Genomic DNA, 25,973 nt, shown 5'->3' with positions numbered 1-25,973 from the left:
ACGCCAATCAGGGCTGAAACTCGGACAGGCCGCCGGAGTTGACCGGCGGCCTGTTCTGCATCGAAGGGACAAAAATGACAGAAACAGTCGTAAAACTGACGGATGTCTGGAAGATCTTTGGCGCACGGGCCGAAGAAGCCATGACCGCAGTGCGGAACGAGGGCATAGGAAAGCCCGAAGTTCTGGAAAGATTCAATTGTGTCGTGGGTGTGCAGGGTGCCACCTTCGAAGTGCCTCGGGGAGAGATTTTCTGCATCATGGGCCTATCGGGTTCGGGCAAGTCGACGCTGGTGCGGCACGTGAACCGCCTGATCGAGCCGACCGCAGGCAAGATCGAAATTCTGGGGCACGATGTGTCCAAGATTTCCGAAAATGAACTGCGGCGCATTCGGGCACAGCAGATCGGGATGGTGTTCCAACATATGGCGCTGATGCCGCACCGTTCGGTGCGCGATAACGTGGCCTATCCGCTGGAAATTCGAAAGGTTTCCAAATCGAAACGCTGGGCGGTTTCCGATCACGCGCTGGGTCTGGTGGACCTGACTGGATATGAGGATCGCCTGCCCAAAGAACTGTCGGGCGGTATGCAGCAGCGGGTGGGGATCGCCCGCGCGTTGGCTTCGGACCCGGAAATTCTGCTGATGGACGAACCGTTTTCGGCCCTTGACCCGCTGATCCGCTTGCAATTGCAGGATCAGTTCAAGGCGTTGGTGGCGCAGTTGCAGAAGACGACATTGTTTATCACTCACGATCTGGATGAGGCCATTCGCATCGGTCACCGGATTGCAATCATGAAAGACGGCGTGATCGTTCAGATCGGCACGCCGGAAGACATCGTCATGAACCCGGCGGACGACTATGTGCGCGAGTTTGTGCAGGGCATCTCCAAGCTCAAACTGGTCAAGGCGCATTCGATCATGGAACCCATGGAAAGCTATTCCGGCCCGACCGAGGGCGCGCCACGTGCAGACGAAGGGGCGGATCTGGATCAGTTGATCGACCTGGCCGTCAATACGGATATGCCAGTGATCATCACTGACGCGGGTGCCGATGTGGGCGTTGTGACCAAACCACGCCTGCTGCGCGGAATTCAGGGGGGCAAAAATGACTGATGCAACCACAGAGGTCAAAGTAACGGCGGCCTCAGATATCGAGGTCGACCGCGAGGCGCTGGACCAGTCCATTCACGATTTCGTCGGGCCGAGCGGTGATTACTATGTCAACGCGTTCCACAAAATCCATGATGCGACCAGCCCGGTTCCGAACACGTTCAACCTGTGGGCAGCGGTGCTTGGGCCTTTCTGGTCGGCGTCGCGTGCAATCTGGGGCATGTTCTGGACCTTCCTGATTCTGGAAATCATCGCGTGGGTTCAGATCGGACGTGGGGCCTGGGGCAATCCCGGGGCCGACCTGGCCGAGCGGGCCGAGCGCCAGCAGGCCCGCGCGAACGAGCTGCTGGAACGGGCTGGTGAAGCCACGGAAAAGGCCGACATAGACCGGTTCACCAAACTGGCTGAAAACATCCAAAAGGCCGCCGATTCCAGTTTTGAAAAGGCTGCTGCTGCACAGTCCGAGGCTGTGGGTATTATGGTCACTGGCCTGCTGATGCTGCTGGTATTCAAACTGGTGCAGGGGTTCTATGCGGACCGGGTCTATGAAAAGCAGTATTCGAAATGGCGGACGGATCCGGCCAGTACGGAAAGCGGCCGTTCCACGCGCAACACAGTGATGGGTGCCATTCTGGTGGCCGCGATTGCGCCATTGATCGTCTATAAGTTCACGGTGAACGCTTCGTTGCCTTTGTTGGATGCCTTCCCCGAGGAACAAGTGTCCGAGATTATTTTGGGCCCGGGCGAGGGAACGCTGTTTTCTAACCTGGCCAGTTGGATGGAGGCGAGGATTGACGCTGCTGCCGCTGCTGGGGGAGACGTTTTTGACGGGATTGTCGCCGGTGTCCGTTCGGTTCTGGATGCGTTGACGGTGGCGTTGATCGGGTCGCCGTGGCCAGTTGTGATGCTGGTCATCTGCGTGACCGCATGGCGTGCGGCGGGTCCGCGCGTGGCGATCTTCACCGCGTCTTCGCTGGCCTATATCGCCTTGCTGGGCTACTGGGATGTGGCGATGGAGACAGTGGCCCTGGTTGGGGCTGCGGTGCTGCTGTGTGTTGTGTTCGGGATCCCGCTGGGCATCTGGTTTGGCAAGTCCAAACGCGCCTATCGCGCAGCGGAACCTGTGCTGGACTTGATGCAGACGCTTCCGGCCTTCGTCTATCTGATCCCGATCATTGCCTTCTTTGGCACGGGTAACCCGCCGGGCATTCTGGCCACGATCATCTTTGGCATGCCACCGGTGATCCGTCTGACTGCGCTGGGTATGCGCGGGGTTCCGGAAAGCATCAAGGAAGCGGCCGTCGCCTTTGGCGCGTCCAAATGGCAGTTGCTGAAAGATGTGGAAATCCCGCTGGCCTTGCCGTCCATCATGACCGGGGTGAACCAGACCATCCTGATGTGTCTGTCGATGGTGGTGATCATCTCGCTGATCGGCGGTGGTGGTTTGGGCAAGGAAATCCTTGAGGCGCTGCAATACGCCGCCAAGGGTCCGGGCCTGCTGGGCGGCTTTGCAATCCTGTTCCTGGCCATGGTCATGGACCGGATCGTGCAAGGGGCCTTCCGGCGAGAAGACGAGAAACTCTGAACATACTCGCCCCCGGTTTCCGCCGGGGGCGTTTTTCTTTTACCGGGGACAACAATGACAGACCGTTATGAACAATCCATGATGGAAAACCTTTACTGGTGGGGGGTGCCCACCCTGTTCCGCTGCCCGAATGTCGGGCCTGTAGGGCAGGATATCGCGCTGGCTGGCGTGCCCCATTCCACCGGCAATGGCACGACCGAGCGGGATCAGCATCTCGGTCCGCGCGCCTTGCGCCATGTCTCGGCCGTGCAGCGCCGTGTTCATTCGCTGTTTGGGATCGATCCCTGGAACACTGCGCGGATTGCCGATGTGGGCGACGTGCCGTTCCCCAGGGCCAATGACAACGAGGACTGCATCGAGCGCATCACGCAGTTTTACAAAGATATCGATGCAGCTGGTGCGCGGCCTGTTTCGGTGGGTGGCGATCACTCCATAACGGGCGGAATCGTGCAAGCGTTGGGCCGGGGCAAGCTGGCGGGCGGTGAGCCGATTAGCTTTCTGCATCTGGACGCCCACACGGATGTGTTCACCAAGGTCGATCACTTTCTGGGTGCCAAGAAATCGGCGGCGCATTGGGGGGCTTATCTGGCCGATCAGGGGCAGGTCGACCCGACACGATCCATGCAGATCGGTCTTCGTGGCCATCCGCGAAGTCTGGACTGGCTGCAACCCTCATACGACTATGGGTATAACATCGTCACCATGCGCGAATTCCGCCAGCGCGGGCTTGCGGATGTGGTGGCACAGACCAAAGAGGTTCTGGGTGATCGTCCGGTCTATATCACCTTTGATCTGGATTGCCTCGACCCGACAGTTGCGCCTGCGGTGTCCAATCTGGAGCCCGGTGAGAAGGGCTTCGACATAGACGAAGCCGTCGGCATTCTGCACGCCGCGCGCGGGTTGAACATTGTGGGCGGCGACGTCGTCTGCATGATGCCCACCAAGGACAGCCCCAACAACATCACCGCCCTGACAGCAGCAGCGGTGATGTTCGAGATGATCTCGATGATCGCTGAGAACGTCAGCGCGGCCTAAGATCGCCGCGCATCCACCGCCTGCGCCAGCACGCAGAGCAGTTCGAACATCAGCGAAATACCAAGCCAGGCTGTGCCGCCTTCGGGATCGAAGGGCGGCGCGACCTCGACCAGATCGGCCCCAACCAGATTGACGCCAGCCATCTTGCGAATGACCTGCTGCGCCTGAAAACTGTTCGGTCCGCCGATTTCGGGCGTGCCGGTGCCGGGCGCATAGGTCGGGTCGACGAAGTCGATGTCATAGGTGCAATAGGTCGGTGCCGTTCCGACAATACTGCGCACTTCGATCATGACGTCGTCGATGCCGCGATCGAACAGTTCCTCGATGCGGATGATGCGGATGCCCTGCGCCTCGCCCCATTCGATGTCTTCCGTGTTATAGGCGGTACCGCGAATGCCGACCTGAACAAAACGTTTTGGGTCGACCAGTCCTTCTTCGACAGCGCGGCGGAACGGGGTGCCGTGGGTGAACCTATGACCACCGAAATAGGTGTCGAACAGGTCGGTATGGCTGTCAAACTGGATCAGGCCAAGCGGGCCGGATTTGGCCAGCGCGCGCAGGACGGGCAGGGTGGTCAGGTGATCCCCTCCAGCGGTCAGCGGGGTAATGCCGCGTACCTGCAAATCCGAGTAGAACGCAGTCACCCGTTCCAGCGTATCCCCGATATCCACCGGGTTTGGCGCGACGTCGCCCAGATCGGCGCAATTGACCCGCGAGAATGGCGCGACCCCGGTCACCGGGTTCATCGCGCGAATCATGGTCGAGAAATCCCGCAACTGGCGTGGCCCATGCCGCGCGCCGGGGCGGTTGGTGGTACCGCCGTCCCAAGGAATGCCGACCAGGCCCAGTTCAACCTCGGCAATGCGTTCGTGATCCAGTGTCATACTGGGCAGCCGCATGAAGGTGGGAATGCCGGCAAACCGGGCAAGCTCCATCGCCGAGACCGGCTGAAAAAACGTATTGGTCATGAGGTCCCCATTCTCTTTAGGTTGCGGGCGAGCCTAGCGGCAGAATTGTCGGTTGGAAATGGGCTGACGCGTTCAGATCAGAATGCGAAAGCGTTTGCGGATTTCGGCGTCCTGCGCGTCGGTCAGATACTTCGGATGATGCGTGGTCAGCACTTCTTTAGCCTTTTCGCGTGCAGCTGACCAAGCGTCTGGTGCGCCTTCTTCCTGCCACGTGCGCGGCTCGTTCCTATCGGCCAGGTCCGGGTAGAAGTAATCCCGCTCCATCGCCGCGTACGTATGCGAACTGCCCAGAAAATGACCGTCTCCCAGAACCGAATGGCAGATCGCGTCGAAGCCCAGATTTTCCTCAGTCACTTCGATCCCACGCAACGCCCGGTAGGTGTGCGAGTGCATTTCGTTATCCAACACAAAAGCCTCGAAACTGACACCCAATAGCGAGGCAGTCATGCCCGAGCTTTCATAGATCAGGTTGCCCCCGGCCAGTGCGGCAGCCAGCGATGTCATACCCTTTTCCGCGCCGTATTGCGCGTCGATGGCCTTTGCGTCGGCCATCGACGCCGCGACACCCGAGGGCAGACCCAGCCAGTTTGTGATCTGCGCTGAAGCGGCGTTCAGGATGGCGGTTTCACCGCTGCCCCCGGCAAACGAGCCGGTGCGCAGGTCCACGATGAAGGGCCAGTTGGAAAACACCATCGGAAAGCCGGGCTGGATCGCGTTGACCATGACCAAACTGGCCAGTGTCTCGGCCAGCGATTGCGCCAGAAACCCCGCGAGTGTTGCAGGGGCGGTTGCACCTGCTTGCGCTGCGGTGATGCAGGACATGGGTATGTTGTTTGCGATACATTCATAGACCACGTCCACAGCATCTTCGCCGTAACGCAGCGGAGATATTACCGGGCTGATATGGGCTTTCAGAAAGGGGCGTTTTGCGAACTCACCCGGCCCGCCGGCCACGATATCCAGCATCTCGACAATCGGGGCGACATTCTCGGCCAGCGTGAATGAAGTTGCCACTGGTTTGGTCGTGTTGCGCACCAGTGCATAAACTGTGTTGATGTCCAGATCGCGCACATCCGGCAGGTCGGTTGCCACACAACAGCGCGTGAACCAGCTGACATTGGCCAACGTGTCCTGCAACCGCGCGAAATCATGCAGATCAGCCAATGTCGAAGGCCGGTACAGACCGGTATCCATGTCCAGGGTCTGTACGGCGGCCCCTCCGGTGCCAAAGAACACGCGGTCGCCGCCAACCTGAATGGATCGGGTTTCGTCCCGACCGTGGAAGGTGAATGTTTTGGCGGCGCCCTGGATTACGCGCTCTACCATTTCACGTGGAAACACCAACCGACCCTGTTCACCCGGCTGCGCGCCAGCCGCCCGCAGATCAGCGGCCAGCCGGTCTGGAACCTCGCCCATGCCCAACGTTTCCAGCAGGAGTAGGGCGGTGTCGTAGATTTGTGTGATCTCGGGCTGCGTCAATGGCTTGAACGCGCCACCTTTCTGACCGGGCGGACAGGGATCGATCATAGGCTTGGCCGCGCGCTGCGCATGCCGGGCCCGCCGACCGCTTCGTTTGGCACCTTCCGAGGACATCCCTTTCCTTTCCCGCGCGTCTTTCGGAAACCCTAATCGGCAAATCCGGTCTGCGGCAAAGGGGAATTGCGAATTTCAAAATCCTCAATCGCAGTTTCGATTTTTCAATACAGTCGATGCCCCTGTTGTCGGCTCAGCCCTTTTTTCCGCAAGACTTGTCGGAGACAAGAGGGAGCAGAGCCATGAAGTCGCGCACCAAGGTCGTTGTCATCGGCGGCGGTATCGCCGGATGTTCAACGCTGTACCACCTGACGCAAGAAGGGTGGACGGACGTGGTTTTGGTCGAGCGGAACGAGCTGACCTCGGGCACGACATGGCATTCGGCGGCACAGGTGACGAATTTCGGGATGAACCAGACAATGGTTGGTCTGAAATCTCATTCGATCCGGTTGTACAAGGAACTGGCCGAGGACCCGGATTATCCGATCAACTATCATCATGGCGATGGTGGTATCCGTCTGGCCAACACGCAGGCGCAGATGCAAGGCTATCGCCATTTCGCATCGATGGCACGCGGGATGGATGTGGAATTCGAAGTGATCGACGCCGAGGAATGCGCCCGTCGCCACCCGCTGATCTCGACCGAGAATTTGATTGGCGGGCTGTGGGATCCCATGGATGGAGACATCGACCCGGCCCAGCTGTGTCAGGCGCTGGCGCGCAGGGCGCGCAAAGCCGGGGCCGAGGTCTATCGCAACACCCCCGTTACGGCCTTGACACAACACAGCGACGACACTTGGACCGTGCATACCGAACATGGCGACATCGACTGCGATGTTGTGGTGAATGCCTGCGGCTACAGGGTTAACGAGGTTGGCGCGATGATGGGGGTTCACCATCCGGTCGCGTCGATGGAGCATCAGTATTTCCTGACCGAAGAAATCCCTGCCATCCGAGATGCGGGGCACCGGATGCCTCTGCTGCGCTGCCCGATCAGCGACTATTACTGCCGCCAGGAAAAAAACGGGCTGCTGCTGGGATTTTACGAACAGGATTGCAAGACTTGGGGGATGGACGGGATCGACCCAAACTTCGTCAACGCCTTGTGCCCTGATGATCTGGACCGGGTGACTGACGTGCTCGAAGGCGCGTTTGCCCGAATGCCCGCACTGATGGAGGTCGGGGTTCATACGATTGTCAACGGGCCGATCACTTATACCATTGACGGCGCGCCTTTAGTTGGGCCGATCCCCGGCAAGCGCAATGCCTTCTGTATCATTGGGCTGCGTGCGGGGTTGGGCGAAGGCGGTGGCCATGGCTGGTTGCTGGCCCAGCAGATCGTGCATGGAGAGGCCTGTTATGACACTTGGTGTCTGGACCCGCGCCGGTTCACGGGCCATGCGAATGTGGAACTCACTGCGCTGAAAGCAATTGAAGACTATCAGAACGAATTCCGGTTTCACTTCCCCCATGAACACCGCCCTGCCGGACGACCGGCCAAGACGACGCCGTTAACGCCGGTGTTGGCGGCAGAAGGGGCGGAATTCACCGTGGTCAACGGGTGGGAAAGGGTGGAGTACATCAAGCCTTCCCCCAGCTTTTCTCCGAAGCTTAGTTTCGATTTTGACGAAACCTTTGATCTGGTCGCGGCTGAGGTGGCAAATGTGCAAACCGGCGTCGGGCTGGCTGAGGTGAATGGTTTCAACCGGATCGAAATCACGGGTGCGGATCGGCATGCCTTTCTGGACCGGATGTTCTGCGGCACCGTCACCCGGCGCGAGGGCCGGGTGGGGCTGGGGTATTTGTTGAACCATCACGGCATGGTCAAGGCCGAGGCGACCGTTGCCAACCTGCCGGCCAGCGATCGGGGTTCCGCCCGTCTGTGGTATGGCTCGGCCGCCGCCAGTGAATTTCACGACATGGATTGGCTGGCCCAGCATGTTCGGGCTAGCGAGGACGTTCAGCTGCGCAGCCTGACCAGCGATCAGACCATTCTGGTGCTAGCTGGCCCGAAAGCCCGCGATGTACTGTCTGCCTGCGCACGTGGCGATTGGTCCGCTTCGGCATTTCCGTGGCTCAGCGTGCGGGAATGTTTTGTCGGGATCGCCCCGGCGATGGTTATGGGTATCAGTTTCTCGGGTGAGCTGGCTTATGAAATTCACGTGCCCAACGCCTCGCTTTATGCAGCCTATCTGGCATTGCGTCAGGCTGGGGGCGCGTACGGGTTGAAACTGTTCGGCGCGCGGGCAGTGGAATCCATGCGCATGGAGAAGAGCTTTCTACATTGGAAGGCCGATCTGACCACCGAATTTGATCCGTTTGAGACGGGGCTGGATCGCTTTGTGAAGCTGAACAAGGGTGAATTTATCGGGCGCGACGCATTACTGAAACGGCAGGCAGAGGGCGCGCGCAAAAAACTGGTTGCTCTGCAGGTCCACGCAACACAACAGCCTGCGCATCCCGGCGCGTCATTGATGCAAGGTGAGCGTGTTGTGGGCACAATTACCTCGGGCGATTGGGGGCACCGCACCGGGCTCAATCTGGCACATGGGTTTGTCGATCCCGAACTGGCCGATTTCGGGGCTGAAATGGAGCTGGATTCCTGCGGTCATCGCGTGCGCGCTACGGTCATACCGCCGTCACCTTACGATCCGGGATTCGAGCGGATGCGAGAGTAATTCCAGCCCGTCAGTCGACTTCACCATTGCCGCCAGCGCAAAACTTTGCTTGGGTTCGTTTCGAAGAAATCGAAACAATGGGTGTTTGCGGTGTCGAAATCTCTGAGCCTTCGTTGGCTGGAAGTCTTCCGGCTGGTGGCCAAATCAGGGTCGATCCAACAGGTCGCATCCGAGACGGGGCTGTCGATCAGCACCGTCTCGAACCACCTGCGTAGCCTTGAGGGCGCGCTGGGCGTCGATCTGGTCGATCACGGGCGTCGCCCAATGGGTCTGACTCCTGCGGGTGAGGTTTTTGCGCGATATGTTCGCGATGGGCTGACTGTGCTGAAACGGGGCGAGGCTGAAATCCGATCCGGCAACTGGCAGCATGCAACAGACCTGCGGCTGGCCCTGATCGACGATTTCGACAATCAGATCGCGCCTGATTTATTCCGCTTTCTGGCTCAGGCCCTGCCGCGATGCAGTTTCCGCCATTATACGCGCCCTAGTCACGAGATCATCGCCAACCTGCAAGAGCATAAACTGGACGCTGGCGTCGCGACGCGGCCTTCGGAACGGACGGAAGGGCTGATCGAATACCCGCTGATGCGCGATCCGTTTATTGTGATCCTGCCCATTGGATATCAGGGTACACCCGAAGATCTGCTGACGCCTGATGCTGAGTTGCCTCTGCTGCGCTATTCACGCGACCTTATGATCGGCAAACAGATCGAGATTCAGCTGACCCGCAGCAAATACAACCTGCCCAACCGGTTCGAATTGGAATGCAATCACTCGATCATCGGGCTGGTTGCCGAGGGTAGCGGCTGGGCAATTACGACCGCCGCCTGTTTCCATCGCGCTCAGAGGTTCCACGACAGTCTTAGGGCGATCCCGTTTCCGGGGCGGAACTTTGTGCGCACCGTGTCGCTGTTCACAACCGAGGTGTATCCCGAAACAACCTCGAAACTTATCCAAAAGGTAATGGCTACGCTGATACGGCAGCATTTCACCGACCCCATGAGTGCGAGCCATGCCTGGCTAAAAGATGATTTCCGCACCATGGAGGCCGAAGCCGCCTAGCTGTCAGCAGGCGGCCCGAGGGATTGGCCCACTACGATATGTGTGTCCAGCCGCTTACCGCTGCCACCTGCCTTGTTTTCAAGCATTCCGATCAGCTCTGATGCTGCCCTGCGGCCCATTTCCCGGTGCGGGACGTGTACGGTTGTCAGGCGGGGCGTGACAATCCGGGCCAGCTCGATATCGTCAAATCCGGTGATGGAGACGTCCCCGGGCACACTCAATCCCATTTCCTGCGCCCGATGCAGGGCGCCCACGGCCAAAACATCGTTGCCGCACAGGATCGCGGTGGGCGGCATATCCTGCGCCATCAAGCCCGAGAAAGCCGCGGCCCCGTTTTCAATCTCATAAGGGGTTTCGATGATAGTCAGGTCTGACAATGTCAGATCATTCTGTCTGATCGCATCCTGTACACCTTCGATCCGCAGGCGAGCGCGATCATTGCCTGCGCTGATGCCTGAAATCACGCCGATCCTTCTGTGGTCCAAACCGATCACACGGTTTGCCAGTTCGGCCATTGCCGCACGGTTGTCAAAGCCGATACAGGGAAGCTGCCCATCGGGCAGGTATGACCAAGCGACCAAAGTTGGAATTTTCCATCGCTCAAGGTTTTCGTAAATCTGCGGTTTGCGATCATGTCCGATCAACAGCAAGCCGTCCGCGCCACGCGCGACCAGCGTTCGGATCTGCTCTTCCTCGATCTCCGGTTTGTAGGCCGAACTTGAGACCAGCAGCGTATATCCGTGCTGGTGCAATTCTTCCTGAAACGCCTGCAGGCCACGGGCGAAGATGGCGTTCTCCATCGTCGGAATAATCGCACCAATCGTCGAGGACCGCTTGGCTGCCATCACGCGCGCAGCAAAGTTTGGCACGTAACCCAGCGCGTCTACAGCTGACTGAACGCGCTGGCGCGTCGCCTTGACCACCTGATCTGGGTTATTGAGGCAACGTGATACGGTTGCGGTCGAAACGCCAGCCAGTTTGGCCACATCATCCAATGTTGGCGCCGATCCAAGTTTCGACATTTTCAAATCCGCCATTCACTTTTGCCAATAAGTCTAAACTTAACCGGGTCGCAAGGAAAGCTGTTATGTAAGCGCTTGCATTTTTCATGTAAGCGCTTACAAATGAGGCCGGACCGATTCCAAAGGGAGTCCTGAGAAATGTTTCTGACCGCATCCATCATCGTGTTCGTCATCTATTTTGCGAACGTTGCCATGGGGGCATTTGCGGGCAGCGCGTTTCTTGGGGACGTAGGAGAGATGTTGGTCCTGTTCGCGGCGTCGATCCTGTTCGTTGTCGCAATTCTGAAAAGGGAAGCTGACCGCGACGCAGAAAGCGACGGCTGACTTTTTTGCTTGGGAGGGCAATTGATGAACAACGACAGAAAAGAACTGGCCTCGGCAGAGCGCCGCAATTTCCTGAAGCTCAGCGCTAGCGGTGCATTCACTGCTGCACTCGTGGCCGGAGCAGGCGGAGTGCTGTGGTCATCCGAAGCTGCAGCGCAAACCGCAAAAGAGGAAAAAGAGCGTGAAAACGCTGCGGATCATGTGATGACGATCGCCACGGCCTATGTGCTGGGCGCGTCGCGCAGCTATCCGATCATGCAGCTGGATCTGAAGGAAAACATCCAGAATGCCACCAACGGCAAAGTTTATGTGAAACTGGCGCCGGGTGGTCAGTTGGGTGCAGGCGGTTCGCTGGTGCAGAAAGTGCAAGGTGGCACCATTCAGGCCGCGCAACATTCGCTGTCGAACTTTGCGCCTTTCGCGTCCACCGTTGACCTGATTAACATGCCGTATCTGTGCGGCTCGAACCAGCGTTTCACCAACCTGGTGCATTCCGAAACTTGGAAGAATGAGGTCCATCCCAAGGTCGAGGCCGCCGGGTTCAAGGCGCTGTTCTATGTGGTGATCGACCCGCGTGTCGTTGCGGTGCGTCAGGGCGGGAACCCCATTGTCACACCAGCAGATATGAGCGGCGTGAAGTTCCGCGTGCCGGGCTCAAAAATGCTGCAACAATACTACCGGATGGTTGGCGCGAACCCGACGCCGGTGGCCTGGGGTGAAACACCTTCGGCAATCAAACAAGGCGTGGCCGATGCGCTCGATCCGTCGGTCGGCGCGCTTTATGTATTTGGGTTTAAAGACATTCTCAGCAACGTGACCTTCACGCAGGCGGTGCCGGATAGTCAGGTCTATTCTTGTAACCTTGAATGGTTCAACTCGATGCCTGCGGATGTGCAGGAAGGCATCATGTGGGGGGCGGAAATGACCAGCCACCAGAACCTGTCCAAAGTACCCTCGGCCCGCGCCTTTGCCATGGCTGAACTGAACAAGGCCGGTGTGCAATTCCAGTCGCTGACAGATGATCAGTTGGCCGAGTGGAAAGATGTCGGTGGCTATCAGCGGTCGGAATGGGATCCGTTCAAGACCGAGTTGGCCGGATCAATGGACAATTTTGAAAAGCTGGTCGAAGCGGCCGGAACGCAGGGCAAATACTACGTCCACGACGCGTAATACCAAGCCGACGGGCGCAGCCAACGTGCCCGCTATCATCCTTAGCAGTCAGGCCGAAACCGGCCCGTAACAGAAGGCCAACGCCTGACTGCTCTTTTGTCGAGGGATACGATGACCGTTCTTCAAAACATAGACCGCAACGCCGAACGCTGGCTGCTGCTGGTGTTCTACGTGATGCTGGTGATTACAATGGCCATCGAGGTTCTGCGGCGAGAGATTTTCGCGTTTTCTTCGATCTGGGGTGAGGAAATCGTTCGCTATTCCTTCATTTATCTTGCCTGGATCGGGGCTGCGGCTGCGGTCCGGGAACGCGCCCATATCCGCATCGACGTAATCATGCATTACTTGCCGCAACGACCCAAAGCGCTGTTGTATATATTCGGCGACCTGGTGATGTTCGTCGTGGCGATCATTGCACTTTACTGGTCGTTCGAGGCGGTCCACGTTTCGGCCAAGTTCGGCTCGGTGACGGACGGGCTGCGAGTGTCCAAGGTGTGGTTCCTGATGGCGGTGCCCACCGGATTCGCGCTGATGATCTGGCGTCTGATCCAATCCTTCCTGCGTGATTTGAAATCCCTTCGTGACGGCACGCCCGTGTTCGAAGGCGACAAGCTGTTTGACTGAGGAGAAACAGGATGCTCTGGAATTCCCTCAATCAAACCGTTGAGCTGGGCTGGGATTTTTATCTGCCTGTAATCATGTTCGTGGGCCTGATCGCGCTTGCGGTTCCGGTATGGGCCGCGATTGGTACGGCTGCGATTGTCATGCTGATTATGTCGGGCGACCTGCCGCTCAGCCTTGTTGGCGAAAGCCTGTTCACCGGCATCGACGCTTTTGCCCTGACCGCTGTGCCGCTGTTTATCCTGACCGGTGACGTGCTGGTGCGCACTGGGCTATCGCGCAAGTTTCTGGATGTAGCCGAGGCGCTGACCTGTTTCGCCAAGGGCGGTTTCGGATCCGCCACCGTTTTGGTCTGCGGCATGTTCGCGGCCATTTCCGGCTCGGACGCGGCGGGGGCTGCCGCAGTGGGCCGCATGACCATCAACCGGCTGGTCGAAAGTGGTTATCCGCGCCCCTATGCCTGCGCGCTGGTGGCCGCCGGTGCCTGTACTGGTATCCTGATCCCGCCGTCCATCGCCTATATCATCATCGGTCTTGTGTTGGGTATTTCTGCCTCGACCCTGTTCTTGGCGGCGTTGATCCCCGGTCTGGCCATTCTGGTATCGATCCTGGTCACCAACATCATCATGAATCGCCTCTATGCCTATGAGGGCGGTGGCATGATGACCATGGGCGAATGGCTGGCCAATCTAGGCAAAGCGCTGAAATCCGGCTGGTACGCCTTTATCGTGCCAGGCATTATCTTTTACGGTATCTTCTCGGGGCGTCTGACTCCGACCGAGGCCGGCGCCACCGCCGTTGTTGTCACTATCATCATGGGCTTTATCCTGCGTACGCTGACGCTGGCCGATTTCCCCTCAATGCTGGTCAGTTCCGCCAAGGTGAACGGCGTTATCCTGCCCATCATCGCCTTCTCCGCCCCCTTAGCCGAGGCGCTGGCGATCATGGGTGTGCCGCAGGGTTTCGTGGCCTCGATCACATCGTTGACCGATGACCCCTATCTGTTGATCCTGCTGATGATCGGCATCCTGATCGCCGCTGGCTGCGTCATGGAAACGACACCGAATATCGTCATCCTTGCCCCCATCCTCAAGCCGTTGGCGGACAATATCGGCATGAACGAAATTCAGTTCTGTATCATGATGATCACCGCGTTGGGTGTGGGTTTCATTACCCCGCCTCTGGGCCTGAACCTGTTTGTCGTATCTGGCATTACAGGCGAGTCCATTCTGAAGATTGCCGCACGTGCTGTGCCTTTCGTATTAACGATGCTGATCGTGGTTTTGCTGATCGCGTATGTCCCGGCGGTGTCGACCACTTTGCTACCTGAAATCTACCAATAGGACTTGCTGACTATGCCTCGTGACTATCTGAAAAAGGCGACGCTGACCCCTGAATCTCATGCGTCCGAAGTGCATGAAACGGTCAAGACCATCCTTGCCGATATCGAGGCAGGTGGCGACGCCAAGGCCATGGAATATGCCGCCAAGTTCGACAAATTCGACGGCAATGTCCTAATGACTCAGGACGAGATTGACGCCGCCATAGCGCTGGTGCCGGAAAAACTGAAAGCTGACATCCGATTTGCTCATGACAACGTGCGCCGCTTTGCGGAAACGCAAAAGGCAACCGTGTCCGATGTTCAGATGGAGATCGTGCCGGGTTTCGTCGCTGGTCAAAAGGCAATCCCGGTGGATGCGGCGGGATGCTATGTGCCTGGTGGCCGGTACAGCCATATCGCAAGCGCGATCATGACGGTTACGACGGCCAAGGTTGCCGGGTGCCGCCATATCACGGCCTGTTCCCCTCCGCGTCCCGGCGCAGGGGTTGCCCCGGCGATTGTTTATGCGGCGCATATCTGCGGGGCCGACAGCATTCTGGCCATGGGCGGCGTGCAGGGTGTGGCCGCGATGACCTATGGCCTGTTCGGATTGCCGCGCGCCAATATCCTGGTTGGTCCTGGCAATCAGTTTGTCGCCGAAGCCAAACGTATCCTTTACGGCAAGGTCGGCATCGACATGATCGCGGGGCCTACTGACAGCCTGATCCTTGCCGACAGTTCATCCGATGCGCATGTGGTTGCGACCGATTTGGTCTCTCAGGCTGAACACGGCTACAACTCGCCGGTTTGGCTGGTCACCGATGATCGTGCCCTGGCCGAAAAAGTGATGGAGTTGGTGCCAACGCTTATTGAAGACTTGCCGGAACTGAACCGCGAAAACGCCTCAGCCGCGTGGCGTGACTATGCCGAAGTGATCGTTTGTTCGGATCGTGAAGAAATGGCGGCCTGTTCTGACGAATACGCGCCCGAGCATTTGACCGTTCAGGCCGAAGATCTGGATTGGTGGTTGAACCGGCTGACCTGCTATGGCTCGTTGTTTCTGGGTGAGGAAACGACGGTTTCTTACGGCGACAAGGCGACCGGAACCAACCATGTGCTGCCGACATCGGGTGCCGCCAGCTATACCGGCGGGCTGAGTGTTCACAAGTACATGAAAATCGTCACCTGGCAGAGGGCCACGCGCGAAGGTTCAAAGCCCATTGCTGTGGCAACTGCCCGGATTTCCCGCCTGGAAGGGATGGAGGGGCACGCCCGGGCGGCAGATGTTCGTCTGGCCAAGTATTTTCCTGATGAACAGTTTGATCTGACCTCAGATGGATGACCCCCGATCTCTCTTTGATCTGACGGGGCGGGTGGCCTGCGTGACCGGGGCCAGTTCGGGGCTTGGTCGCCGGGTGGCGGTTGTTCTGGCTGCTGCCGGTGCTCAGGTGGTTGGCGTGGCCCGCCGGGCCGAGGCGCTGTCAGATTTGAAACGCGAAATCGGTGAGCGTGCCGAAACCGTGGTTGCCGATGTGGCGGACCGGTCGGTGACAGGGGCGTTGGTGGAACAGATAGGCTCGAAATTCGGGGCGCCGGACATTGTTATTCACGCGGCCGGGGTAAACACGCGTGAAGCAGCGGATGATGTCAGCGCTGAAGGTTGGGATGCGACGCTCGCGCTGAATCTGAGCGCGCCGTTTTTCCTGAGCCAGGCGATGGTGCCTGCCATGAAGAAACGCGGCTGGGGACGGATTGTGAATTTCGCCTCGCTGCAAACCACACGGGCTTTTCCGGGGGGCATTGCTTATGGTGCAACCAAGGCCGGGATCGGGCAACTGACCCGCGCCATGGCCGAGGCCTGGTCGCCGCACGGGATCACCGCCAACGCCATCGGGCCGGGGTTCTTCCCGACCGAACTGACCCAAGCCGTGTTTGATGATCCCGAACGTGCCGCTCGCAACGCGGCTCAGACTTGTACCCAGCGCAACGGGCGGGTTGAGGATATCGACGGGCCGATCCTTTTTTTGTGCTCGAAAGCCTCGGATTACGTCACCGGGCAGGTGCTGATGGTTGACGGAGGGTTTACGGCGAAATGAAAGCTCTGGTCTATGAAGGTGTAGAACAAGTGGCCTTTCGGGATGTCCCGGATGCTGCGCCGCGGGAAGCCGAACATCTTATTCGGATCGAGGCCGCTGGTATCTGCGGATCGGACATGCACGCCTATCTGGGCCACGATGCACGCCGCCCGGCACCCTTGATCCTTGGGCACGAGGCCGCAGGCACGATTGTAGGCGGCCCACGCGATGGCGCGCGCGTCACCATCAACCCGCTGGTGAGTTGTAGCAAGTGCAGCGCGTGCAAGTCGGGGCGCGAGAACCTGTGCGCCGACCGTCAGATCATTTCAATGCCACCGCGTGAAGGGGCCTTTGCCCAATATGTCGCCATGCCCGCCAGCAATCTGGTCGAAGTACCGGCACACGTGAGCTTTGCAATGGCTGCGCTGGCCGAGCCTCTGGCGGTCAGTTGGCACGCGGTCCGGCTGAGCCTTGAGGCGCTGCATCCCACGATGGATCGCAAAGCGTTGGTGATTGGCGGCGGCGCCATCGGTGTGGCCGCAGCGCTGGCATTGTCTGCGATGGATGTTGATGATGTGGTTATCGTCGAACCCAGCGACGGACGGCGCGCATATTTGCAGAGCACTGGTGCGTTCAACGTGGTCAAAGAGACGATGCAAGACTTCTCCCTTGTGATCGACGCGGTCGGTTTTGCTGCCACTAGGTCCATGGCCTCAACGATGGTTCAGCCGGGCGGGGTAATTGCCCATGTCGGGTTGGGAGAAGACGCCGGAGGGCTGGATATACGTCGCATGACCTTGCAGGAAATCACTTTTATCGGCACCTATACATATACGGCCGAGGATTTCCGGCAAACCGCGCAGGCCATTTTTGATGGCCGATTGGGTGGTTTGGATTGGGTTGAAGAACGGGCCCTGTCTGAAGGCGCCGAGGCGTTTCGTGACTTGCGCAATGGGGTCGTTGCGGCACCGAAAATCATCCTCATGCCGTGGGCATAGGCCCGGAAGAAACGGAGGGATTCATGTATAAGAAAATTCTGGTTCCAATGGCGTTGGATCACGATATTTCGCAACACACGCTAGAGGTCGCCCGCGCGCTGACCGCCGAGGGTGGCGAGATCGTCGCGCTGCACGTCTATGAGATGCCACAGGGTTCGGTCAGTGCCTATCTGGACAAAGAGATGGTCGCGGAAGGCTTTCGGGCCGCTGCCAGAGTATTGAAAGAAAAGACTGAGGATCTTGAGGGCATCCAGCCCGAGATCGTCAAGGGCCACACCGCCCGGAGCATCATTGACTACGCCAACAGCAATAATTTTGACTGCATCGTCATCGGTTCGCACAAGCCGGGCCTCAGCGACTATTTTCTGGGATCGACCGCGTCGCGCGTCGTCCGTCATGCCGGATGTGCGGTGCATGTGCATCGCAGCATCTGAACCATCAATCGCGCCCCGGGCGCCCCAAACAGGACTGACAGACCGGAAATGAACATAGACAAGAAGATCACTGACGATCTGGTGGCGAACGATATTTCGTTTGTAACCACCGTCCCGTGTAAGCAGCTTGCTGGCGTGATCGAGGAGATCGACGCGCGGGACGAGATTTTCCACATCCCGTCAAACAAGGAAGACGAAGGGATGGGCCTGTGCGCAGGCGCGTGGATGGGCGGTAAGCGCCCGGCCATCATCATGCAGAACACGGCGATTGGAGTGACCATCAACACGCTGGCAACGCTGATCCAGTATTATCGCATGCCGCTGCCTATGCTAATATCGTATCGTGGAGAGCTGCGCGAGCCCGTGGCCTGCCAGGTCGAGATGGCTGTGCACACCAAAGCCTTGCTGGCGCAGATGAACATCCCGACCTACCACTTTCACCATCAGGCGGATGTCGAGGAACTGGATGCAATCCTGAAATACACCTTCATGTGCAACAAGCCGGTCGCAATCCTGACCGATGCCAATTTCTGGGGAGGCTACGGCGACCAATGATCCGTTCTGAGATTCTGAAAGAAATCGCCCCGATCCTGCGTGATCAACTGGTTGTCTGCAACATCGGTATCCCCAGCCAGGAACTGCACGCCATCGATGATCAGCCGACCAATTTTTATATGCTGGGCACGATGGGGCTGGCCTCATCCATCGGTCTTGGGCTGTCGCTGTCGCAGCCGAAGCCGGTGATCGTGATTGACGGGGATGGTTCGATCCTGACCAATCTCGGCACGCTGCCGACCATCGCCAACAACGTGGCCGATAACTATATCCTGCTGATCGTCGATAATGGCTCTTATGGCTCGACCGGGGATCAACCGACCTATGCGGGGCAGAAAACCTCGCTGGCGAAAATGGCCGAGGCTGCCGGGTGCGAACGTGTGATCGAATGCCAGGCCGAAGAGACAGGCCGTGTGCTGCAAGAGGCGCTGGATGCCAAACAGATGACCATCATTGTCAGCAAATGCGAAAGCGGGAATGCCAAGATGCCTGTCATCACAATGGATCCGGTAGTCATCCGTGACCGCTTTATGAAGGCCGTTCAGGCTTGATCCCAAGCAACGCGATCCACAGCGCAGAAGACGCCCGCCGCATTTCGCGGCGGCGTCTGCCGTGGATGGTATTCGACTATATTGACGGCGCGGCGGGGCTTGGAACCGGCGCGGCCCGCAACCGTGCCGCCCTGGACGCTATGACAATACGCCCGCGGGTGTTGCGGGACGTCAGCGAACGGTCTCTGGCGACCGAAGTCTTCGGCCAGCCCACACAACGCCCTTTCGGCATCGCGCCAATGGGCATGTGTAACCTGTCCGCACCCGGGGCTGATCTGATGCTGGCCCGTCTGGCCGCGCGGTATTCCGTGCCCTTGGGCGTGTCCACGGTCGCTTCGACGTCGATGGAGGAGATTGTTGTCGAAGCCGAAGGCAACGCCTGGTTCCAGCTTTATTTCAGCGGCGACGGCTCGGGCACGTTCAAGCTGGTCGATCGCGCCCGCGCTGCAGGTTACGAGACGCTGGTGCTGACCGTGGATGTTCCCGAGGTCGGGCGACGCCCACGTGAGCTGCGCCATGGGTTCAAGATGCCCTTTCGGATCGGCCCACGCCAATTCGTGGACTTTGCCCTGCATCCGAAGTGGTCCCTTTCAACCCTGATGGCAGGTAAACCTCAGATGGCGAACTTTCTGACTGAGGGTTACGAGTTCGACCGCACCGAAAGCCGCGCAAAGGCAACATGGGAGACGCTGGCCCGTCTGCGCGATCAATGGGAGGGCAAGCTGGTCGTCAAAGGGGTGCTGGACCCAGAGGACGCGCTGGCCGTGAAAGCAGCGGGCGCGGACGCACTTCAGGTCTCAAGCCACGGCGCGCGGCAGCTGGACAGCGCCCCGGCGGCGATTGAAGCGCTGCGAGAGATACGCACCGCCGTGGGCGAAGAATACCCGTTGTTCTATGACAGCGGGTTGCAGTCCGGTGAGGACGCCATAAAGGCCCTATCCGCGGGTGCGGATTATGTGTTCTTTGGCCGCATCCTGCAATTTGCCATGGCCGCCGCAGGCGAGGCGGGCCTGCAGCAGCTTTGGGATGTGTTGAGCGAAGAATTCAGCATCACCATGGCCCAAATCGGAGTGACATCCGTTGGTGAACTGAAGGATTGACCGCTCGGATCACCTTTCGCGTTCCAATAGCTGTCCGTACCCGGGGATGGGTCCATCGATATTCAACAGTTGCAACGCCTGAAACAGCATCGCCTGGTTCGAGCTGATCACCGGTTTCCCAACCACGTCTTCCAGCCGGGCTATGACCTCGACGCTGCGCATGTCGGTGCAGGACAGAACCAGCGCGTCGGCCTCGGGGTGATCAGCCCCGCGGCCCAGTTCGAATACGGCATCCGGCTCTAACGCCCCCTGGCCTTCATTGCCAAGCGGTTCAGACACTTCCGAGCGTTGGATCGTGTCCACCCCCAGCTTGCCCAGAAAAGCAATCGCCATGTCGTTGATCGCCGGAACATAGGGCGAGGCGAAACCGATACGCTTGGCCCCCAAGGTGGACAACGCATGCACCAACGCCCCTGCTGCGGTCACCGTCTTGGCCCCGCTATCGGCGCTGATGCGGTTGGCCAGATCTCGGTCGAACTCTGGGCCATGAGTCAGCGTGGCCGAGGTGCATCCGTAAAAGACTACGTCCGGCTTGGTTCCCATCAACAGGCGCAAAGGCTCATCCAAGTCGGCGGCCCCTAGATCGTGCATCTGGGATTCGTCGGGGATTTCATCCTCGTCATACCCACCCAATCGGGCTACGTGCAGTGAAACGCCTGTAGGGGACATCAGGGCCAGGTCAGGCTCAAAATTGGTGTTGGTGAAGGGCACCAGCAGGCCGAACCGGGCCCGCCCTCTGGAAGCTGTCATATCTGTCCCTCCTGTTTCCATTGCGTCAGGATTTCTATCGCTTTGACCATCGCCGCCTGCGGACCGACGGTCATGCGCAGGGAATGAGGCAAGCCCGCGCCGCCTTGTGGGCGCAGGAATACGCCCTCGGACCGCAACCTTTGGTCCGCGCTTGCTGCGGCTTCGGTGCTGCCCATGTTGAGCAGCACAAAGTTGGTGAAACTGGGATAAGGCGCGAACCCGGCCTGTTTCAACTGGGCCCTCGCCTGATCCCGCAAGCTTGCGGTGATCGCGCAGGTTTCGCGCATATAGGCATCGTCCCGCACGGCTGCCGCGGCAGCGATTTGGGCGCTGGCCGGGACGTTGTTCGGGTTCATCACTTTACGCAACTCTCCGGCGATGGCAGGTGGGAACAGACCCCACCCGACGCGAAACCCCGCCATGCCGTAGGCTTTTGAAAACGTGCGTAAAACGACTGTGTTTCCGCCCTGAACCAGATCGAAACACCGCTCGCCCAGGTGATCAGAAAATTCGCCATACGCTTCATCGATCACCAACAGAATGTCAGGCCGCAGGCCCTGACGCAGGTGGACAAGTTCGGCTTTCGGAATGCGCGTGCCGGTCGGGTTGCCGGGGTTTGCGACAAAGACGATCCCGGTATCCGGTTGGACCGCGGCAAGCATGGCATCGACACTGACGACGGCATCTACTTCGGCGGCAGGGTCGAACCGCGCGTTTGTCACCTGCGCCGCCGTTTGAAAGAACGGATAGGCATGGGCGGGCGCCAGCACCGCCCGGTCTGGCCCTGCGAACACGCGCGCCAGACATCCGATCAGGTCGAGCGATCCGTTGCCGCACAAAATACCATCGGGATCTATCCCGTGCAGTTCGGACAGTGCGTGCCGCAGGTCCGTCCAGTCCGGATCGGGATAGAGCATCGAGCTGCCCAACGCCTGCGCCGCCGCCTCGGTCGCCTTGGGGCTGGGCGGGCGCAGGCTTTCATTTTGCGACAGCGAGATCAGGGTTTTGCCCTCGGGCGCGTCAAGGTTGGCCAGCGCATAGGGGGACATGCACGCAATATGCGGGTGCGGTTGGGTCATGTTTGCCTCCGATACTGGGTTTGGGCCATCGCCTCGCTGACAAGACCCGCGCGGACGTCGCTTTGCACCGCTTCCTCCGGGCGTTCCTCGGGCAAGCCAAAGCCACCCCCACCCGGAGTTTCAAAGATCAGCGTTTCACCGGCCTTGATCCGAACCTCACCTTTGCCCGGCAGTTGGCGGTTTTCCGGCATCACGGTGATGCGACCGGGCGCGCCGTCCAACCCACCTTCTCGGCCGTTGGCAGGGTTCTTGATCCGCTCGACCGACAGGAACAGCATCAAATCCTGATCCTTGGACGCGCTGAGTTCAATATGCTGCCCCAGACCACCGCGCAGACGCCCGGCGCCACCGGAATCGGGCCGCAGTTCACGACGGTGAAACAGCACAGGGGCAACCGCCTCAGTGGTTTCGACCTGACTGCCCCAAACGCCGCTGGGAAAGGCCGTGGCCGACAGACCGTCCAGCCCGGGGCGTGCGCCTGTGCCGCCATTGAACACCAATTCCAACGCAAACTGGTCATCGCCCCGGTCGATCGCTTCAGGCGCGTGGCGCAGGGGCAGATCGTACATGCATGATGCCCCCTCGGCTGGAACCTTGTCGGGCAGGGCCTGCGACAGGCAGCCATAGACCAGGTCGGGGGTCATCTGCCCCAACGTATGTCGCATCGCCACCGGTGCCGGAGGTTGCGCGTTCAGGATACAACCCTCGGGGCCCGTCACCCGAAACGGATCGAGCGAACCCGCATTGTTCGGGATATCCGCCCCGATGATGCAACGCAGGGCAAAGACGGAATAGGCGGTTGCATAGTTCAGTGGCACGTTGATCCCTTTACCCACACAGGCCGCTGTACCGTCGAAGTCCAGCAACAGGTGATCATCGGCGATGGTCAGCGCTGCGTGCAGCTCGATCTCTTCGTCGTAACCATCTACTTTCAGCACGTGTTGCCATGTGCCCTTGGGCAGGCCGGCGATGGCCTCTAACGTGCCGCGACGTGACGTTTCGATGATGTAATCGGACAGCGCGCTCAGGTCGGGGATGCCAAATTCCTGCATCATCTGAACCAGCCTCGTCGATCCGGCCTCGCAACAGGCGATCAAGGCATAAATGTCACCTTCGTTCGCGATGGGCTCGCGCGAGTTGGCTTTGACGATCTCAAGCAACAGAGCATTGACCTCACCCTGGCTGACCAGTTTGCAGGGGGGGATCAGCAGCCCTTCGTCATAGATATCCGACCCTTCCGGCCCCATGCCCAACCCGCCGAGATCGACCAGATGCGAGGTGCAGGCTGTATAGCCGATAACAGTGTCGCCGAAGAACACGGGCATCATCAGCAAAAAGTCGTTCAGGTGACCCGAAGCGATCCACGGATCGTTGGTCATATAGATGTCGCCGGGTTTCATATCGGTCTGGGCAAATCTGGCGCGCAGGGTTTTGACCGCCTCGGCCATGGTGTTGATATGTCCGGGCGTGCCGGTGACAGCTTGTGCCAGCATCCGGCCCTGCATGTCGAATATCCCGGCCGAGATATCGCCGCATTCGCGCACGATCGGACTGAAGGCGGCGCGGATCAGCGCCTGCCCCTGTTCCTCGACCACGGCCAGAAGTCGGTTCCACATCACTTGCAGGCGTGTATCTGATTGGATCATCCCTGTGCCTCCTCTTGCCGCGTCAGCCAGATATTGCCCTGGCCATCCACGGTTGCGCTGAAATCTGCGCTAACAAATGTGGTCGTTTGTGCCTCGACAATCAGCGCCGGACCGCTGAGCGCGGCTCCGGACGTCAGGTCGGTGCGGTTGTAGACGCCTGCGGCGCGCCATTCTCCGGTGATGTCGCACAGGATCTCGCGCTGTTCGGTGGTTTCTGCCTGTTGATGGACCGGGTTATCGGGATAAGGTTCATGCGCAGGTGCGGGCGATGAAACAGACAGCCCCCAGTTCAGAATCTCGATCGTCATGCCGGGCACGATCCGGCTGAACTGTCGGCTGTATTCCGTCTCAAACGCTTGCCTCAGCGCATCTAAATCTGAGGCCGCCAAAGCCCGTTCGGGCAGGCGGATTTCGATCTCATGCCCCTGACCGTGATATCGCATATAGGCGATCCGGCGTTGCAGCAGTGCCCCGTCGGGCGCACCGGCGCGGACAACCTGTTCCGCTTCGGCCTGCATACCATCGAAGAACCGGTTCAACCCGTCGATATCCAAGCTGTCCAACCGGGCATAGCGTGACCGGATGACCTCGTACGAAACCGGCGCGAACAGAAACCCAACGGCCGAGCCGACGCCGGGATCACGTGGGATCAACACGCGCCGCATCTGGGCGCGACGGGCAACACGGGTTGCGTGCAGGGGGCCGTTGCCGCCAAACGCGATCATCAGCCGGTTGCCAAGGTCTTTGCCGGATTCGACGGCGTGCATACGACCGGCGCTGGCCATGCTTTCGTCGACAATCTCACTGACGGCAAAGGCGGCCTGATCGGGGCTCAAACCCAACGGCTCGCCGACATCCTTCGCCATCGCCTGTTGTGCTGCGCTCTGATCGATCTGCAGACGTCCTTCGGCAAAATGCCCAGGCTCGATCAAGCCCAGCGTCAGATCGGAATCGGTGACCGTCGGGTTTTCCCCGCCCTTTCCAAAGGCTGCCGGCCCGGGATCTGATCCGGCACTGTGGGGGCCAACCTGAATGCGGCCCAGGCGGTCTACACTGGCGATGGAACCGCCCCCGGCTCCGATCTCGATCATCTCGATCACCGGTATCCGGACCGGCATACCCGACCCCTTGATAAAGCGTTCAGCCCGCGAGATTTCGAATTTGCGTGCGGTCTGGGGGCGATATTCGTCGATCAGGCACAGCTTGGCCGTGGTGCCGCCCATGTCAAAGGACAGCACGTCCGCCTCTCCAGTGGCCTCGGCGATGCGGGCGGCGAGAACGGCGCCACCGGCGGGGCCGGATTCGACCAGACGGATCGGTAGCCGGGCAGCGGTGTCGAGCGTGGTCATGCCGCCGCCTGCCGTCATCATCAGGATCGGGCAGGTTAATCCCATCTGCCGAAAGCGCGCCTCAAAATCCTGCAGATATCCGGCCATGAGCGGCTGCACGTAGGCATTGGCAATGGTGGTACACAGCCGGTCGAACTCGCGCGCTTCGGGGCTGACCTCGTGGCTGAGTGAGATGACCAAATCGGGCATATGCAGCGCCAGCAGATCGCGCAGGGCCAGTTCATGTGCAGGGTTGGCATAGGCGTGCAGCAGGCAGATGGCGACGGCCTCGACCTCAAGCGCAGTCAGTTCGTCCACCAAAGGCGCGATGGCCGCCGCGTCCAACGGTTCCAGTTCCTGCCCGTTGACGTCCATGCGCCCACCGATGGTCAGCGAATGGGTGCGCGGCACGATTAGGTCGGGTTTGACCAGATCAATCGCATATTGGCTGTAGCGCCGCTCATAAGCGATTTCGAGGATATCCCGGAACCCACGCGTGGTGATGGTGGCGGTCGTGGCCCCGCGTCGTTCGATCAACGCGTTGGTGGCCAGAGTGGTGCCATGAATGAACCCGGTTACCCGATGCCAATCGGCACCAACGGCTTCAAGCACATGCGTGGCACCCGCAACGGCACCAAGGGCGGGGCGATGTGGAGTGGTGGGAGTTTTGGTGGTTGCCACCACCTGCGATGCGCTGTTCAGCAGGACGGTATCAGTAAACGTACCGCCGATATCGATTGCCATGCGCAATCCATCTGGTTGGATCATTTGGGTATCAGCCTGAAAAGGTGGAAAAAACCTGAAGTCGGGTCAGATGATAACGGTCTGTCCCCGCGGGTTAGACGACCAGATCGCACCCGGTGTCGCGACGCATCATCGGTTGTCGAAGGGTGGCTGTCACAGCTTCGGTTCCTTATCCTCTGATGCCTAGAACATTGAGTGAGGAATGCCCCATCCGTCAACAAATCTTTCGGTCCCCATGAATTTGGTTCCATTCCAATATTGTGATATGACGTCGGGTAAGGTGCA

23 protein-coding genes are annotated in these 25,973 nt (G+C 59.4%); 16 read left to right on the top strand and 7 right to left on the bottom strand.

The window, feature by feature from the left end; genetic code table 11:
- Positions 1-74: 74 nt before the first annotated feature.
- Genes ACR0JB_RS16610 through ACR0JB_RS16600 form a run of 3 tightly spaced genes read left to right on the top strand, consistent with a single transcriptional unit; the run spans position 75 to position 3,729 of the window.
- The gene (locus ACR0JB_RS16610; protein ID WP_170350898.1) at positions 75-1,112 is read left to right on the top strand and encodes a quaternary amine ABC transporter ATP-binding protein; all 1,038 of its coding nucleotides are present in this window, start codon (positions 75-77) and stop codon (positions 1,110-1,112) included.
- The gene (locus ACR0JB_RS16605; RefSeq protein WP_170362101.1) at positions 1,105-2,694 is read left to right on the top strand and encodes an ABC transporter permease; all 1,590 of its coding nucleotides are present in this window, start codon (positions 1,105-1,107) and stop codon (positions 2,692-2,694) included. The genes ACR0JB_RS16610 and ACR0JB_RS16605 overlap by 8 nt, the downstream gene beginning before the upstream one ends.
- Positions 2,695-2,748: 54 nt before the next feature.
- Positions 2,749-3,729: an arginase family protein gene (locus tag ACR0JB_RS16600; protein WP_170397865.1), complete on the top strand. Its 981-nt coding sequence runs from the start codon at positions 2,749-2,751 to the stop codon at positions 3,727-3,729.
- Here the strand turns inward: ACR0JB_RS16600 and ACR0JB_RS16595 are convergent.
- Together ACR0JB_RS16595 and ACR0JB_RS16590 are read right to left on the bottom strand one after the other, a co-directional pair.
- Entirely contained in the window at positions 3,726-4,697 is a 972-nt protein-coding gene (locus tag ACR0JB_RS16595) for an agmatinase (RefSeq protein WP_170397862.1), read from the bottom strand. The two genes, ACR0JB_RS16600 and ACR0JB_RS16595, sit on opposite strands and share 4 nt — an antisense overlap.
- A gap of 72 nt (positions 4,698-4,769) precedes the next feature.
- The gene (locus ACR0JB_RS16590) at positions 4,770-6,290 is read right to left on the bottom strand and encodes a trimethylamine methyltransferase family protein (protein WP_170507198.1); all 1,521 of its coding nucleotides are present in this window, start codon (positions 6,288-6,290) and stop codon (positions 4,770-4,772) included.
- 182 nt (positions 6,291-6,472) lie between these two features.
- Here ACR0JB_RS16590 and ACR0JB_RS16585 point away from each other — a divergent pair, with 182 nt between their 5' ends.
- Both ACR0JB_RS16585 and ACR0JB_RS16580 read left to right on the top strand, forming a co-directional pair.
- Complete coding sequence (locus ACR0JB_RS16585; RefSeq protein WP_480790079.1) at positions 6,473-8,908, top strand: GcvT family protein; 2,436 nt, start codon at positions 6,473-6,475, stop codon at positions 8,906-8,908.
- Positions 8,909-8,998: 90 nt separating this feature from the next.
- Positions 8,999-9,970: a LysR family transcriptional regulator gene (locus ACR0JB_RS16580; RefSeq protein WP_170350904.1), complete on the top strand. Its 972-nt coding sequence runs from the start codon at positions 8,999-9,001 to the stop codon at positions 9,968-9,970.
- Here the strand turns inward: ACR0JB_RS16580 and ACR0JB_RS16575 are convergent.
- Positions 9,967-10,992: a LacI family DNA-binding transcriptional regulator gene (locus tag ACR0JB_RS16575; protein WP_170398108.1), complete on the bottom strand. Its 1,026-nt coding sequence runs from the start codon at positions 10,990-10,992 to the stop codon at positions 9,967-9,969. The genes ACR0JB_RS16580 and ACR0JB_RS16575 overlap by 4 nt on opposite strands.
- Positions 10,993-11,130: 138 nt before the next feature.
- Between ACR0JB_RS16575 and ACR0JB_RS16570 the strand changes: the two genes are divergently transcribed.
- The 11 genes from ACR0JB_RS16570 (at position 11,131) to ACR0JB_RS16520 (ending at position 20,141) form a co-directional block, all read left to right on the top strand.
- Positions 11,131-11,316 (top strand): hypothetical protein, encoded by a 186-nt coding sequence (locus tag ACR0JB_RS16570; RefSeq protein WP_170350906.1) that lies wholly within the window; start codon positions 11,131-11,133, stop codon positions 11,314-11,316.
- Positions 11,317-11,340: 24 nt separating this feature from the next.
- Positions 11,341-12,486, top strand: a complete 1,146-nt coding sequence (locus tag ACR0JB_RS16565; RefSeq protein ID WP_170507202.1) for a TRAP transporter substrate-binding protein — start codon at positions 11,341-11,343, stop codon at positions 12,484-12,486.
- Between the two features lie 111 nt (positions 12,487-12,597).
- Positions 12,598-13,110: a TRAP transporter small permease gene (locus ACR0JB_RS16560; protein ID WP_170350908.1), complete on the top strand. Its 513-nt coding sequence runs from the start codon at positions 12,598-12,600 to the stop codon at positions 13,108-13,110.
- Positions 13,111-13,121: 11 nt separating this feature from the next.
- Positions 13,122-14,450 (top strand): TRAP transporter large permease, encoded by a 1,329-nt coding sequence (locus tag ACR0JB_RS16555; RefSeq protein WP_058282850.1) that lies wholly within the window; start codon positions 13,122-13,124, stop codon positions 14,448-14,450.
- A gap of 12 nt (positions 14,451-14,462) precedes the next feature.
- Positions 14,463-15,770: a histidinol dehydrogenase gene (hisD, locus tag ACR0JB_RS16550; protein ID WP_170350910.1), complete on the top strand. Its 1,308-nt coding sequence runs from the start codon at positions 14,463-14,465 to the stop codon at positions 15,768-15,770.
- The gene (locus ACR0JB_RS16545; RefSeq protein WP_170507205.1) at positions 15,763-16,524 is read left to right on the top strand and encodes an SDR family NAD(P)-dependent oxidoreductase; all 762 of its coding nucleotides are present in this window, start codon (positions 15,763-15,765) and stop codon (positions 16,522-16,524) included. Before hisD ends, ACR0JB_RS16545 begins: the two co-directional genes overlap by 8 nt.
- Positions 16,521-17,501, top strand: coding sequence for an alcohol dehydrogenase catalytic domain-containing protein (locus tag ACR0JB_RS16540; protein ID WP_480645074.1), 981 nt, complete (start codon positions 16,521-16,523; stop codon positions 17,499-17,501). The genes ACR0JB_RS16545 and ACR0JB_RS16540 overlap by 4 nt, the downstream gene beginning before the upstream one ends.
- 23 nt (positions 17,502-17,524) lie before the next feature.
- A complete protein-coding gene (locus tag ACR0JB_RS16535) occupies positions 17,525-17,935 on the top strand; it encodes a universal stress protein (RefSeq protein WP_170397855.1) in 411 nt (136 codons plus the stop codon).
- Between the two features lie 48 nt (positions 17,936-17,983).
- A complete protein-coding gene (gene comD, locus ACR0JB_RS16530; RefSeq protein ID WP_170362110.1) occupies positions 17,984-18,490 on the top strand; it encodes a sulfopyruvate decarboxylase subunit alpha in 507 nt (168 codons plus the stop codon).
- Positions 18,487-19,041 carry a sulfopyruvate decarboxylase subunit beta gene (gene comE, locus ACR0JB_RS16525; RefSeq protein WP_170507212.1) on the top strand — a complete coding sequence of 185 codons (555 nt, stop codon included), beginning with the start codon at positions 18,487-18,489 and terminating at the stop codon, positions 19,039-19,041. Before comD ends, comE begins: the two co-directional genes overlap by 4 nt.
- Complete coding sequence (locus tag ACR0JB_RS16520) at positions 19,041-20,141, top strand: alpha-hydroxy acid oxidase (protein ID WP_480706457.1); 1,101 nt, start codon at positions 19,041-19,043, stop codon at positions 20,139-20,141. Before comE ends, ACR0JB_RS16520 begins: the two co-directional genes overlap by 1 nt.
- A gap of 9 nt (positions 20,142-20,150) precedes the next feature.
- On the opposite strand, the gene ACR0JB_RS16515 is transcribed toward ACR0JB_RS16520, so the two are convergent.
- From ACR0JB_RS16515 to ACR0JB_RS16500, 4 genes are read right to left on the bottom strand one after another with little or no spacing between them, the layout of a single operon-like run.
- Complete coding sequence (locus ACR0JB_RS16515) at positions 20,151-20,891, bottom strand: maleate cis-trans isomerase family protein (RefSeq protein WP_480706301.1); 741 nt, start codon at positions 20,889-20,891, stop codon at positions 20,151-20,153.
- Entirely contained in the window at positions 20,888-21,970 is a 1,083-nt protein-coding gene (locus ACR0JB_RS16510; RefSeq protein ID WP_480790078.1) for a pyridoxal phosphate-dependent aminotransferase, read from the bottom strand. The genes ACR0JB_RS16515 and ACR0JB_RS16510 overlap by 4 nt, the downstream gene beginning before the upstream one ends.
- Complete coding sequence (locus ACR0JB_RS16505) at positions 21,967-23,616, bottom strand: hydantoinase B/oxoprolinase family protein (protein ID WP_170397847.1); 1,650 nt, start codon at positions 23,614-23,616, stop codon at positions 21,967-21,969. The genes ACR0JB_RS16510 and ACR0JB_RS16505 overlap by 4 nt, the downstream gene beginning before the upstream one ends.
- Positions 23,613-25,712 carry a hydantoinase/oxoprolinase family protein gene (locus ACR0JB_RS16500; RefSeq protein ID WP_170397845.1) on the bottom strand — a complete coding sequence of 700 codons (2,100 nt, stop codon included), beginning with the start codon at positions 25,710-25,712 and terminating at the stop codon, positions 23,613-23,615. The genes ACR0JB_RS16505 and ACR0JB_RS16500 overlap by 4 nt, the downstream gene beginning before the upstream one ends.
- Between the last annotated feature and the right edge of the window lie 261 nt (positions 25,713-25,973).

This window comes from Ruegeria sp. BI7 (genome assembly GCF_056537925.1).
The sequence above is the reverse complement of the archived record's forward strand: the minus strand, read 5'-3'. Positions and strand labels throughout refer to the sequence as shown.